Annotated in this window: 8 protein-coding genes and 2 pseudogenes; 6 read left to right on the forward strand and 4 right to left on the reverse strand. The window is 72.6% G+C overall.

Annotation, left to right across the window (positions count from 1 at the left end):
• Positions 1-359: 359 nt before the first annotated feature.
• Complete coding sequence (locus ABVB68_RS29620) at positions 360-683, reverse strand: hypothetical protein (protein ID WP_353604244.1); 324 nt, start codon at positions 681-683, stop codon at positions 360-362.
• Between ABVB68_RS29620 and ABVB68_RS37020 the strand changes: the two genes are divergently transcribed.
• On the forward strand, positions 682-876 hold the full coding sequence (locus ABVB68_RS37020) for a hypothetical protein (protein ID WP_503006342.1): 195 nt from the start codon (positions 682-684) through the stop codon (positions 874-876). The genes ABVB68_RS29620 and ABVB68_RS37020 overlap by 2 nt on opposite strands.
• Here ABVB68_RS37020 and ABVB68_RS29625 read toward each other — a convergent pair.
• The 3 genes and pseudogenes from ABVB68_RS29625 to ABVB68_RS29635 form a co-directional block, all read right to left on the reverse strand.
• Positions 784-1,728 (reverse strand): annotated as a pseudogene (locus tag ABVB68_RS29625) (glycosyltransferase family 2 protein); the annotation flags it as partial. The gene ABVB68_RS37020 and the pseudogene ABVB68_RS29625 sit on opposite strands and share 93 nt — an antisense overlap.
• A gap of 2 nt (positions 1,729-1,730) precedes the next feature.
• Complete coding sequence (locus ABVB68_RS29630) at positions 1,731-1,925, reverse strand: hypothetical protein (protein WP_353604245.1); 195 nt, start codon at positions 1,923-1,925, stop codon at positions 1,731-1,733.
• Positions 1,926-2,732: 807 nt separating this feature from the next.
• Complete coding sequence (locus ABVB68_RS29635; RefSeq protein ID WP_353604246.1) at positions 2,733-3,182, reverse strand: hypothetical protein; 450 nt, start codon at positions 3,180-3,182, stop codon at positions 2,733-2,735.
• 98 nt (positions 3,183-3,280) lie between these two features.
• Between ABVB68_RS29635 and ABVB68_RS29640 the strand changes: the two genes are divergently transcribed.
• From ABVB68_RS29640 to ABVB68_RS29660, 5 genes and pseudogenes are all read left to right on the forward strand, one after another.
• Complete coding sequence (locus ABVB68_RS29640) at positions 3,281-3,748, forward strand: DUF5959 family protein (RefSeq protein WP_353604247.1); 468 nt, start codon at positions 3,281-3,283, stop codon at positions 3,746-3,748.
• An 809-nt stretch (positions 3,749-4,557) separates the two neighbouring features.
• On the forward strand, positions 4,558-7,104 hold the full coding sequence (locus tag ABVB68_RS29645; protein WP_353604248.1) for an amino acid permease: 2,547 nt from the start codon (positions 4,558-4,560) through the stop codon (positions 7,102-7,104).
• Positions 7,105-7,196: 92 nt separating this feature from the next.
• Positions 7,197-7,417, forward strand: a pseudogene (locus ABVB68_RS29650) (hypothetical protein); the annotation flags it as partial.
• A gap of 46 nt (positions 7,418-7,463) precedes the next feature.
• Entirely contained in the window at positions 7,464-8,240 is a 777-nt protein-coding gene (locus tag ABVB68_RS29655) for a TIGR03936 family radical SAM-associated protein (RefSeq protein ID WP_353604249.1), read from the forward strand.
• Positions 8,241-8,502: 262 nt separating this feature from the next.
• Positions 8,503-13,365, forward strand: a 4,863-nt coding sequence (locus ABVB68_RS29660; RefSeq protein WP_353604250.1) for an Rne/Rng family ribonuclease, incomplete at its 3' end; no start/stop codon positions are given.

Raw genomic sequence — 13,365 nt, forward strand, 5'->3', positions numbered from 1 at the left:
GGTGTGCGTCGGGATCGCTGCGGGGCGAGCAAGGACGAGAGGCGGCTGCTGTCGGCACTTCCGGCCGGGTAAAGCAGGCGGCATCACGAACGCCCCTGCCGGGGCCTGTAGGTGCCTGGGACGCTCACTCGGAGGGGGAGTGGGGCTGAGTACCTCCGCGTACGCCCCATGCGGACACCCGTGGCCGGCCTCGGCTCTTGGGAAGCGCTGCGGGTAGGGCAATGAGTCGACGTGGCGGCGTCTTTTCGCCCGATCAGGCAACGGACGAGTCGCCACCCACTGGCAGGGGTGGCGACTCGTTGCAGTCGGGCGCTGACGGAAAACGGTGGGCGAATGCCTCTGGGGCGTTGCTCGCAGGCCTACGCCACGCCGACTTCCACGGTGTCGCGAGTCCCCCACTTGCCGATCTTCCAGCAGGTGAACATCGCGTAGAAGTACATCGGGCGCAGGATGAGCAGCCGCCAGATGCCGGTGAAGGGTGCGCTGAAGAACAGGGCGGCTCGGAACCAGGCGGATTCGTCCGAGCGGTCGATGCAGAAGAACCTGAGGGCGATGATCCAGTTCACGCCGAGCCCGACGACGGCGGTCGAGATCAGGAGCGCCGTCAGGTTGTGGCGTTGTGCCGGGTCGGTCAGCAGAGCCACGGGGATGGCGACGGAGAGGATGAGCTGCGCGACCTCCATGACGGGCATCCACCAGGCGACGCTGGTGGGGCAGGTAGCGGAACCACCAGAAGGTGCGGACGAAGGTGCCGCGCATCCAGCGGAACTGCTGGTTGAGGTAGTGGCGCACGGTGACGGGTACGAGGGTGAAGCAGATGGAGCTGGGCTGGTGGACGGTGTCTCCGTCGAGGAGGCCGTACAGCGTCATCAGTGAGTCGTCGTTCATCTGCATCGGCCGGCCCCGGAACGTCTCGTTCGGGTAGGCGTCGGCGTATTTGCGGATGACCTCGCCGCGGTAGAACGCGAGCGTGCCGGAGTTGACCATGACGCGCTTGAGAACCGACTGCGCTGAGCGGAACCCACGGGTGAAGGGCAGGTACAGCATGCTCGTCATGAAGGTGAGCAGGTTGTCCCTGCTGTTGAGCACGACGACCATGCCGGCCACGGACTTCACCTTCGGGTCGGCGAAAGGCTTGAGTCCCTCATGAATGGCCTGACGGTCGAGGACCGAGTCGCTGTCGAGAGTGATGAAGACGTCGGCCGGATCAGTGGCGAGGACTTCCATCTGCGCGTGGCGCTTGCCTCGGTTCACAGTGCGGGTCCACGTGGATTCGATGCCATGCGCCTGGGCACGGTCAGTGAACCAGTCGCGGACTGAGTCGTAGGTGATGGGTCGCCCGGTTCTCCTGTCGATCGAGCCGTCGTCCACCACATGGATCCGGTCGGGACGACGGGACTGGTCGAAGACGCTCTGCAGGCAGAGCCTCAGGGCGGCCTCGTCCTCGTTGTAGACCGGTACCTGGACGGTCACGGTGAGGCTTTCGAGCTGCTTCTGCTGACGCGGAGTCGCGGTGAAGGGCTTCTCCTTCCAGGCCAGCGGAACCCACCAGAGAAGCAGGAAGCTGACGGCCCAGGCCAGGGCGAGGTGGTTGCCGTGGCCGTGGAATGCGGCCAGCACCGCGAAGGTGTGGTAGATGCCCCAGCCCACGAACCCCAGCAGGGGCAGGGTGGCCACGACTACGAGGCGCTTCCGGGACGCGTAGACGGCCGAAGGTATCTGCTGCATCGTCAGATCACCTCCGGTCCCTTTCCGCGGCGGAACCCCAGCCGAATGAACAGTGCTCCCAGCACTACCAGTCCCAGTGCGGCGGCGATGAGCCACGTCTGGTCGAGCACGATGCTGCCGATGGTCAGGCTCGTGCCCGTGGCAGCGAGCTGTCCGTATCCATGCATGGATGGGTCACCCCCGATGAAGATGGGCACGGCGGCGTACGACGGTGCCGCCGGGCCGAAGACACAACTGCGCCTGAATCGCAGCTGGTGATGAAGTGGCTTCGTGACTCGGCCACTTGCCGGCACGCGGCAGTGTCACCGGCCCCCTCCTGCCGGTGGACGCGCGTGAGTCACGGGTGGCGCTCCGCCCCTATCCGGAGCAGCCACAGGTCTCTTCCCCCGGAGAAACACGCTGAACACCTAATCACTTGTGGCGGAGAAGTGGAGGCGTCGTTCGTTGTTTCACGGCATCAGGTGGGGGCGCACAGGCGCACTGGTGGTGAACATGCGGCGCGCACCGGTCCGCGTAGGGGCGGCGGTGTCGCACGTGCTGCTCACGTCACCTGTGCCCCGTGCTCGGCACTCGCGGGCGAGGGTGCGGCCTGCCGGTCGAGGTGTGCCCGCTGTGGCCTGGTGCTTGAGGGAGCGCGGTGCGGTGCCGGTCGGCCCAACGACCTGATCGCCCTTCACCCGTCCACCGGCGACGGCGCACACCGCCATGCTCCGCCCAGTACAGGATGCTGCCGGCTGCCACGGCAGACCCGAGTCCCGCGCCCACCAGCGCGCCGAACCCGCCCCCCGAGGTGGCGCCCAAACCGGCACCGGTCGGCAGTCCCGCCAACACGGCAAGGATGAAGGACCTGCGGATCCTCTCGTCCACGTCCACCACTTCCTTTCAGTCGAACTCCGGACCCACATACGTGACTGAGCGGCTCGTCAGGGTCCGTTTCCTGATGCCGGCCGGGGCGACGGCCCACTCCCGCCACGCCGGCCGTGGCCTCAGCGGCCGGCCGCGGGTCAGCGGGGTGAGCGACTGTGCGGGACCCGGGCCAACGGGCTCACCAGTCCGTACAGTTGCTCGAACGCATCGTGCAGCACTGGGCGGTCAACCGGCGCGGCCGTCATCGCAACCTGTTCCAAGAGCTGACGGCGACGCTGACGCGTCGCTTCGAGCACACACTTTCCGGCACCGGTGAGGCAGAACTCCCCGGACGGCAGACGGCGCACCAGCGTGCGCTCCTCCAATCGGTCGAACAGCCGCATCACCGACAAGGCACTGACGCAAAGGCGCCTCGCGACTCCCTCCGGGTCGGACTGCTCCCTCTCCAGGGCGAGCAGACCGCGCATCTGCTCCTCCGAAACGGTCGGCGCTACGTCTTCATGGGCCCGCTGCCACAACCGGATCATCGATTCGGCGACACATTCCGCCGCCGAAATGGCTTCAGCAGGTACGGGTTCCACTGACATGGCTTACCCCTTCCTCGCGGCCGTCGTGGAAAGGCGCTTACCCGCCTGACGCCGCATCAGCCGCGCCCATGCGTTCGAAAGGGCCCTCACCTGGGGTAATGGCGAAACCGCGCGTGGAATTCGCCGGTCATTCGAGTGACGGCCCGGAGTGGGAAGTCGTTTCCGCCGGCGGGCGTCCCCGGCACCGTGTTGCCGGTAGGTGCGGACGCGAGAGTGCGGGTGCTGCGGGCGTCTGGAGCGGAATCCTTGGGCTTCCACTGCGGAACCGTCGCGGCCGGCACGTCGAGTCGCCGGCCGCAGACCCGGACGCACCGGGAACTCCTGGCGGAACGACTCGCGGACGACTCGGTGGCAGTGACCGGGATCAGCCGACAGGAGGGCCGTGGGCGTTGCCGGGGGAGGGGCATGGGGGCGTAGTGGATCCGATCCGTCTCTCGGACGGCGACAACGGCTTCCGAGTACGTGTGCCGGGCCGCCGGAAGCCGGGAGTGCGGCCACTGCACGACCTGCTCGACGCCGAGGTGCTCGTCGAGAGTGGTTCCGTGACCGGGAGAGTGGTTCCGTGACCGGACGGCTGGACCTCGGTTTGTGTCCGGACGGCCTGGACGGTTAGAGCTCGGTTTGTGTCTGGGCGGCCTGGGGGTTGGGCCTCGGTTTGTGTCCGGGCGGCCTGGACGGTTAGACCTCGGTTTGTGTCCGGACGGCCTGGACGGCAGGCCCTCGGCTTGTGTCGGGACGACCTGGATGGTTGGACCTCGGCTTGTTCCGGACGGCCTGGATGGTTGGACCTCGGCTTGTTCCGGACGACCTGGACGGCCCGCCCTCGGCTTGTGTCGGGACGACCTGGACGGTTGGACCTCGGCTTGTTCCGGACGACCTGGACGGTTGGACCTCGGCTTGTTCCGGACGACCTGGACGGCCGGCCCTCGGCCTGTGTCCGGACGGCCCGGGCGGCTGGTCACACGCCCTGGGTGTGCTTGCCGCGGGCGGTGACGTGACCTGCGGCAGACCCGCTCCCGACGCCTGCCCGCGCACTGCCGCGGGGGCCGGCGTCCGCCCGCGGACCGCGTGGCCGTGCGGACTCCCGAGCGGCGTTGCTCGGCGGCCGCCGCCGGCATGGCCGTGCTCGCCGTCCCGCACGCGGGCACGCCCCTGCCACGCTCCTGCCAGCCCATGCGGCTCGCCCGGCCGGTCGGTGCGCGCGTCACACGAACGGCCGCTGCCGAGCGGCCCCGTTGCCCGCCCCGCTGTTGCGGAGGGGAGCGGCCCCGCGTTGCAATCAAGTGTGAGGCACTTTGGTGGGGCCGTCCCCGCCGGCCGCCCCGCTCCGGGGACAGGGGCCGGCCGGAAGGGGCTCAGGAGCGACGCCCTGGGCATGCTCTCCTCGGTCGCCATGGGCCTGGCCTCCGCCGGCCCGGCGTACAGCCTCGCCGCCACGTTGGGCCTCATCGTGGCGGGGGTCGGACTGCAGGCCCCGATCGTCACCATGCTGGCCTTCATCCCGATGCTGCTGGTCGCGTACGCCTACCGGGAACTCAACGCGAGCAACGCCGACTGCGGGACGACGTTCGCCTGGGCCACCCGCGCCTTCGGGCCGCGCACGGGCTGGATGGGCGGCTGGGCCGTGATCGTCGCCAACATCATCGTCATGGTGAACCTCGCCGAGATCGCCGCGATCTACGGCTTCCGCCTGGTGGGCCTGAACAGCCTGGAGGAGAGCCGGCTGTGGGTCACCCTTGCGGGCATCGTCTGGATCGCCCTGCTGACCGTGGTCTGTTACGTCGGCATCGAGGTCTCGGCGGCCGTGCAGCGCTGGCTGCTGTGCCTGGAGCTGCTGACGCTGATCCTGTTCGCCGTCGCCGCCCTCGTCCGGGTCTACACCGATCCCCCGCCGACGGCGATCCACGTCTCCGCCTCCTGGTTCAACCCCTTCGAGGTGCCCTCGCCCAAGGCCCTGACGGCGGGGCTCCTCGCGGCGGTCTTCATCTACTGGGGCTGGGACACCGCCTTCTCGGTCAACGAGGAGACGGTCGACAGCGCGCACGTCCCCGGGCGCGCCGCGGTCATGTCCACCGTGCTGATGCTGGTCCTGTACGGGCTGGTGTCCACGTCGGCACAGGCCTTCGCGGGGGTCGGCACCTCGGGCATCGGGCTGGGCAATCCCAGGAACTCCGGCGACGTGTTCTCGGGACTGGGCGAGGCCGTGTTCGGGAGCCGGGACGTGGGGCTGGCCCTGTCGAGACTGCTCATCCTGATGGTGCTGACCTCGGCGCTGGCCTCCGCCCAGACCACCATCCTGCCCCTGGCCAGGACCGTCTTCTCCATGGCGGTCCACAAGGCCGTACCGGCCCGGTTCGCCCGGGTCCATCGCAGGTTCCTCACCCCGACCTGGGGGACCGTCGGTATGGGGGTGGCCTCGATCGCCCTGCTGGTGCTGCTGACCTCGTTCAGCCGGAACGTGCTGGCCGACTCCGTCGGTTCCGTCGGCCTCGCCATCGCGTTCCACTACGGGCTGACCGGCTTCGCCTGCGTCTGGTACCACCGCAAGGTCCTCACCCGCAGCGGCAGGGACCTCCTCTTCAAGGGGGTGCTGCCGGGGCTGGGCGGACTGATGATGCTGGTGCTCTTCCTCTACGCCACCTTCGTCGTCTACGCGAACCCCGGCTACGGCGCCAGCACCGTCGACCTGCCGCTGATCGGACCGACCGGCGGCGTCACCGTCGTCGGCGTGGGCGCCCTGCTGCTCGGTGTCGTGCTGATGCCGCTGGTCACGCGGGGCCACACGGTGGCCCTGAAACTCCAGCGGAGCCTGCTTCCGCGCCGCCTGCCGGCGCACACCGCCCTGGACTCGGCGAGCTGCTACCAGCCCGCCGACAACGGCTCGGGGGTGGGCGGCGACTGGTACGACGTCATTCCGCTGTCGGGCACCCGGGTCGGCCTGGTCGTCGGGGACGTGCTCGGGCACGGCCTGCGTGCCGCGGTCACCATGGGCCGCCTGCGCACGGGGGTGCGCGTGCTGGCCCGGCTGGACCTGAGCCCGGACGAGCTGCTGTCCCGCCTGGACGACCTGGTCGAGCAGACCGCGTACGAGCGCGGAGCCGGCCACGGCCCGGGCCACCACAGGCAGCACGCCGACGAGGCCCTGGGCGTGTCCTGCCTGTACGCGGTGTACGACCCCGTCTCGGGGAGCTGCAGCATGGCGCGGGCCGGGGAGTCGGTGCTGGCGGTCGTCGGACCGCGCGAGGGCCTCGTCCACCCGCCCGAGCTGCCCCCGGGGCCGCCGCTCGGCATGGGGGGCCCGCCCTACCGGAGCGCGGAGTTCCAGCTTTCCCCGGGCAGTCTCGTCGCCCTGTGCACGGACGGCCTCCTGCAGGCGGCCGAGGACCGGCACGCCGGGCTCGCGCAGCTGTCCCGCATCCTGGCCGAGCGGGCCCCGCTGAAGGACGTGTGCGACCGCGCGGTGTACAGCCTGCTGCCCGGGGCGGTGGACGAGGACGCGACGCTGCTCGTGGTGCGCACCCGCTCGCTCGACCCGAACCGGTTCAACCAGTGGGAACTGCCCCCGGACCCCGCGCAGGTTGCCACGGTCCGCAGCGCCGTCGGCAAACAGCTGCGCGACTGGGGGCTGGACGACCTGGCGTTCACCACCGAACTCATCGCCAGCGAACTGGTCACCAACGCCATCCGCTATGTCGGCGGCCCGATCCAGGTGCGCCTCATCCGGGACCGGACCCTGATCTGCGAAGTCTCCGACACCGGTCACACCACGCCCAATCTGCGGCACGCGGCCAACGACGACGAGGGTGGCCGTGGCCTGTTCATCATCGCCCAGATGACCCACCACTGGGGCACGCGCTACACCTCCACCGGCAAGACGATCTGGACCGAGCAGGACCTGCCGGCCACAGACGACGTCCGATAGCCCCCCGGCCCCGTACCGGCTGGGCGGCCCCGCGCGTGGACGGTCCGGAGCCGTACGGCGGGAGGGCGGCGGGGCGGGAACGGTCCGGGGCCGACGCGGTGCCGCGGCCCGCCGCCGCGGGCGCGCGAGCGGTGGGCCGGGCCGCCCGCGAGGCGCCGGCCGCGGCCCGCGAGACCGTACGCAGGCCCGTGCCGAGTTCCGCCGGACGCTGTTCGGGCAGCCGGTCCAGGTTCCCGCCGTGGACCGGCGGGAACCCGTGGCCCGTGACACACGTACTCTTGGTAGGAGTACGACCGCTCTCACGAAGGACTAGGACACTGGGCAAGCGACAGCCCGAAGGCCCGCCGCCCGCACCCGCGGTGCAGCGCATCCGACTGCGCTACACCAAGCGCGGCCGCCTGAGGTTCACCAGCCACCGAGACTTCCAGCGCGCCTTCGAGCGTGCGCTGCGCCGCGCCGAGGTGCCCATGGCGTACTCGGCGGGGTTCACGCCACACCCGAAGGTGTCGTACGCCAATGCCGCACCCACCGGCACGGGCAGTGAGGCGGAATATCTGGAGATCGCGTTGACCGCGCCGCGTGACCCGGAGACCCTGCGCGTCCTCCTCGACGAGTCGATGCCCACCGGGCTCGACGTCATCGAGGCGGTCGAGGCACGGACCTCCGGCCTCGCCGACCGGCTGACGGCCTCCGTCTGGGAGCTGCGGCTGGACGGTGTCGACCCGGTCGACGCCGAGCGCGCGGTCGAGGCCTTCACCGGGGCCGACGCGGTCGAGGTGCAGCGGACGACCAAGAACGGCGTCCGCACCTTCGACGCCCGCCCGGCCGTGGTGAGCCTGGAAACGCATGGTTCGCCGGCTGATAGGCCGAGCGACCGGCCCTGTGCGATACTGCGGCTGGTTGTTCGGCACGTGACGCCTGCCGTACGACCCGACGACGTCCTGTCCGGTCTCCGCGCCGTGGCCGACCTGGCGCCGCCGGTCCCCGCAGCGGTGACCAGGCTGGCGCAGGGGCTTTTCGATGAAGAGACCGGCACGGTGACCGACCCGCTCGCGCCCGACCGCGAGGCAGCCGAGGCCCTGACGGCCCAACCGGTTGCCGCCGCGACGGCGCCGACGCCGGAAGGTCCCGCGTAGGGACGGACGTCGTAGCGCAGCCCTCGTACTCGGGAGCCACCTGGGTCGGGCGGCGCACCGACCAGAAGACTTTCGCCAGGCCGTACCGACAAGGCGTACGGAACCGGCGAGACAGGACACAGAGTGCTCCCGTGTGGCGCCCGCGCCCCGGACGGCGGCCATCGCGCATCGCGCGTACCGCGGACGTCAACGGCGGACGGTCTTTTCGGACCGACGCCGGACCAGGCACGGCGCCCGGGAGCCTGACGGGAGAAACGCCCGCATGCTCGAGCCGACCGAACCCATCGAGGGTTCCGAACCGAATACGCCCAGCGACACCCTGCCTTCGCGCAGGCGTCGCCGTGCCGCCTCTCGCCCCGCGGGTCCGCCCGTCGCGGCCGAGGTGCCCACCGAGGTCACCGTGCCGGCCATACCGGCCGCGGACGCCGACGAGGTCATCGAGGTCCTCGGGGCCGACGACCCCGAAGCGGCGGCACAGCCCGAAGGGCAGGAAGAGGCCGCCGCGACCGCGGCCACCGAGGTAGCCGCGCAGGCCGGTCCCCCGGCGGCCGCCGCCGAGGAGGCCACCGCCACCCGGCCGCGCCGTCGCGCCCGCCGGGCGTCCGCGCCCACGGGTTCGCCGGCCGCCGAGGCCCCCGTGCCCGCCGAGACCGTCGTACCCGCGGCTTCCGCGGTGAGCGAGCCGGAGCAGGCCGCCGTCGCCGAGGGCGGCGCGGTCGTCGTCGGCGAGGAGGCCGCGCCGCGTCGCACCCGGCGCCGCGCCACCCGCAGCGTCACCGCACCGACCGGCGCCGCCGCCGAGACGACGGCCACCGAGACGACGGCCACCGAGACGACCGCCGCCGAGGCATCGGCCACCGACGCATCGGGTGCCGAGCAGGCCGCCACCGCCTCCGACGCGAGCGCCGAGGGCGCCGCGTCCGCCGGCCCCGCCGAGACCGCGCCCGCCGCGCGTCCGCGCCGGCGTGCCGCGCGCCGTACGTCGGCGCCCGCCGGGCCCGCCGAGTCGGCCGAGACGGTGGTCCCCGCCACCACCGAGACCGTGTTCCCCGCCACCGCCCTGACCGGGAAGGCCGGGGACGAGACGCCTGTCGTCGAGACGCCCGCGGCCGTCGAGGAGAGCGCGGCCGTCGAGGAGAGCGCGCCGGCCGCGCGTCCGCGCCGCCGCGCGACCCGCCGTGCGTCCGCACCCTCCGGCGCGCCGAAGGCCGCCGGGACCACGCCGGCCGAGGCGACTCCAGCCGCCGGGACGCCGGCCACCGCGCCCGCCGCCGAGACGCCGGCCACCGAAGCCGTTTCCGTCGCGGCAGCCGCCGCCGAGACCACCGAAGGCGCCGAGGAGGCCGCTCCGGCCGCCGAGGAAGCCGCTCCGCGCCCTGCCCGCCGCCGTGCCACGCGCCGCGTGTCCACGCCCGCCGGTGCCCCCGCACAGGAGGAGGCCACCGTGTCCCAGGCCGACGAGTCCGCCACCGAGCCCCAGGCCGGCGAGGCCACTGAGACCACCAAGAGCGCCAGGCCGGCCAGGGGAACCAGGGCCGCCAGGGGTGCCAAGGCCACCGAGGGTGCCGTCGCGCAGGGCGAGGAGGCTCCGGCCGCCGAGACCGCCGAGGTGTCCGACCGGTCCGCGTCCGGCGCCCAGGAGACGCAGGCCGCCGCCGAGGCCGGTGCTCCGCGCCGGACCCGGCGCCGGGCCGTGAGGGCCGCCTCGGGCTTCTCCGAGCCGGCGCAGTCCGCCGCGTCGCGGTCCGCCAAGGCCCAGCCCGCCGAGCCCGAGCCCGCCGAGGCCCAGCCCGCGGCCCCCGCGGCCGAGGTCCCCGCGGCCAAGGCCACGCGCCGGCCCAGGCGTCCCGCCGTCGCCGTGTTCCAGGCGCCGGTGTTCACGGAGCCCAGGTTCCAGACGCCGGAGCGTGCCGCCGCCGAAGCGGCCGCCGAGGCCGCCGAGGAGCCCGCGGAGTCCGTGGAGCCGGTGCAGGCCGAGGAGTACGCGGAGGAGCGCGCCGACGCCGGCTCGCGCCGCCGCCGTCGCCGCCGGGGTGCGCCCCAGGCCGAGGAGGCGCCGGCCGCCCGGACCGCCGTCCAGGACCGGAAGCCGGACGAGACCGACGAGGCCGACGAGGCCGACGACCTCGCCGAGGGCGAGGACGCCGACGAGGCCGAGGGCGCCGACGGCTTCGAGGAGTCCGGTTCGCGCCGTCGCCGCCGCCGTGGCGGCCGTCGCCGTCGCCGTGGTGAGACCGCCGAGGGCGAGGGCCTGGACGCGGACGCCGACGAACTGGCCGACGAGCAGGCCGCGCAGGACGCCGAGGACACCGCCGAGCAGGAGGACGAGGACGCCGAGGAGGCTCGCGGCGACGAGTCCGGCGGTTCCAGCTCCAGCAGCCGGCGCCGTCGCCGCCGTCGTCGCCGCGCGGGTGACGCCGGTCCGGAGGCCGAGCCGTCCGAGGGCGACCCGGAGCGCACGATCGTCAAGGTCCGTGAGCCCCGCAAGGCCGCCGAGCCGTCCGACGAGGTGCAGTCCATCAAGGGCTCGACCCGTCTGGAGGCCAAGAAGCAGCGCCGCCGGGAAGGCCGCGAGCAGGGCCGCCGCCGCGTCCCGATCATCACGGAGGCCGAGTTCCTGGCCCGCCGTGAGGCCGTCGAGCGCGTGATGGTCGTCCGTCAGCACGGCGACCGTACGCAGATCGGCGTCCTGGAGGACGGCGTGCTCGTCGAGCACTACGTCAACAAGGAGGAGTCGACCTCGTACGTCGGCAACGTCTACCTGGGCAAGGTCCAGAACGTGCTGCCGTCGATGGAGGCCGCCTTCATCGACATCGGCAAGGGCCGCAACGCCGTGCTCTACGCCGGTGAGGTCAACTTCGAGGCGCTCGGCATGGCCAACGGGCCGCGCCGCATCGAGTCCGCCCTGAAGTCCGGCCAGTCCGTCCTCGTGCAGGTCACGAAGGACCCCATCGGGCACAAGGGCGCGCGTCTGACCAGCCAGGTCTCCCTGCCGGGCCGCTACCTCGTGTACGTCCCCGAGGGCTCGATGACGGGCATCAGCCGCAAGCTGCCCGACACCGAGCGGGCCCGGCTGAAGACCATCCTCAAGAAGATCGTCCCCGAGGACGCGGGCGTCATCGTGCGCACCGCCGCCGAGGGCGCGAGCGAGGACGAGCTGCGCCGGGACGTCGAGCGGCTGCAGGGGCAGTGGGAGGACATCAAGAAGAAGGCCAGGACCGGCAACGCCCCGACGCTGCTCTACGGCGAGCCGGACATGACCGTCCGGGTCGTGCGCGACATCTTCAACGAGGACTTCTCCAAGGTCGTCGTCAGCGGTGACGAGGCCTGGTCGACCATCCACGGGTACGTCTCGCACGTCGCCCCGGACCTGGCCGACCGGCTGTCGAGGTGGACCAGCGAGGTGGACGTCTTCGCCACCTACCGGATCGACGAGCAGCTCGCCAAGGCCCTGGACCGCAAGGTCTGGCTGCCCAGCGGCGGTTCGCTCGTGATCGACCGGACCGAGGCGATGATCGTCGTCGACGTCAACACCGGCAAGTTCACCGGCCAGGGCGGCAACCTGGAGGAGACGGTCACCAGGAACAACCTGGAGGCGGCCGAGGAGATCGTGCGCCAGCTGCGGCTGCGCGACCTCGGCGGCATCATCGTGATCGACTTCATCGACATGGTCCTGGAGTCCAACCGCGACCTGGTGCTGCGCCGTCTGCTGGAGTGCCTGGGCCGCGACCGCACGAAGCACCAGGTGGCGGAGGTGACCTCGCTGGGCCTGGTGCAGATGACCCGGAAGCGGGTCGGCCAGGGCCTGCTGGAGTCCTTCTCCGAGACCTGCGTCCACTGCAACGGCCGTGGCGTCATCGTGCACATGGAGCAGCCGGCCTCCGGCGGCGGAGGCGGTGGCGGCAAGCGCAAGAAGCGCGGGCGCGGCGGCGACGCGCACGAGCACGAGCACGTGCACGTGCACGAGACCGCCGCGGTCGCCGTCGAGAGCGGCGAGGCCGTCGAGCCGGAGGTGGAGACCGCCGTGGAGGTGGCCGCCGAGCTGGCCGAGCCGGTGGCCCTGCCCGCGCCCGACTTCGCGCTGGACGAGGAGCTGTTCAGCAGCGTCGCCGAGGCGGAGGCGGCGGCAGGCCGTGGCCGTACGCGGCGCCGGGCGAGCCGCCGGGCGTCGGCTCCGGCCGGCGCGCCGAAGGCGGACAGGGCCGAGAAGGCGGCCGAGCGGGCCGAAAGGGCCGAGCGGGCGAAGGCGGGCCGGGCGAAGGCCGAGGCTCCGCGGGAGGAGCCGGCACTGCCCGAGACCGCTGTGGCCGCCGCGGCGCCGACCGCGCAGGACGTCACGGCCGAGGAGGCCGCCGCGCGTCCGGTGCGACCGGAGCCGGCCGCCGAGGCGCTGGCCGAGCCCACGGCCGCCGAGGACCAGGTGGTCCCGGCGCCGCAGGCCGAGCACGCCGAGGAGGCCGCGCCCAAGGGCCGTACGCGCCGCCGGGCGACCCGGAAGGTGTCGGCCCCGGCCGGTTCCCCGGCGGGCGCCGAGACGGCCGTGGTGACGGTCCCGGAGACCGCGTCCGCGGACGCGGCCCCGGCGGAGGCCCCGGTGGAGCGGCCGGAGGCTCCGGCCGCGGTCGAGGAGGCGCCCGCGGAGAGTGCCGCCCCGGCCCGTCCGCGCCGCCGTGCCGTGCGCAGGGCCACCGCGCCGACCGCGTCCGAGGAGACGGCCGTCGTGGTCGTCCCGGCGTCCGCGGCGGACGAGACCCCGGCGGCCGAGGCCCCGGTGTCGGATGCCCCGGCGTCCGGCGAGCCCGCCGAGGAGCTGGCCGAGGCGGTCGCCGCGGCCAAGAAGACCGTCCGCAAGGCGGCCAAGAAGGCGACGGCGAAGAAGGCCGCCACCAAGAAGACGGCCGCCAAGAAGACCGCGGCCAAGAAGACGGCCGCCAAGAAGACGACGGCCAAGAAGGCGGCCAAGACCGTCAAGACGGCCGCGGCGAAGTCGACGGCGAAGAAGACCACTTCGGTCTCCTCCACCGCCGACGCCGTCCTCGCCAACCTGCGGGCGCTGCCGGCCCAGTTGGCCCAGCTGCACCCGGCCGCGGTGTTCACGAGCGTGCTGACCCTGACCCTGCTGCTG

The organism is Streptomyces sp. NPDC096012 (assembly GCF_040426375.1).
Lineage (GTDB): Bacteria > Actinomycetota > Actinomycetes > Streptomycetales > Streptomycetaceae > Streptomyces.

Coding starts and splice junctions, on each gene's coding strand:
- ABVB68_RS37020 (WP_503006342.1), top strand. CDS start 682: ATGACGGGCATCCACCAGGCGACGCTGGTGGGGCAGGTAGCGGAACCA.
- ABVB68_RS29620 (WP_353604244.1), bottom strand. CDS start 683: ATGGAGGTCGCGCAGCTCATCCTCTCCGTCGCCATCCCCGTGGCTCTG.
- ABVB68_RS29635 (WP_353604246.1), bottom strand. CDS start 3,182: ATGTCAGTGGAACCCGTACCTGCTGAAGCCATTTCGGCGGCGGAATGT.
- ABVB68_RS29640 (WP_353604247.1), top strand. CDS start 3,281: ATGGCGAAACCGCGCGTGGAATTCGCCGGTCATTCGAGTGACGGCCCG.
- ABVB68_RS29645 (WP_353604248.1), top strand. CDS start 4,558: ATGCTCTCCTCGGTCGCCATGGGCCTGGCCTCCGCCGGCCCGGCGTAC.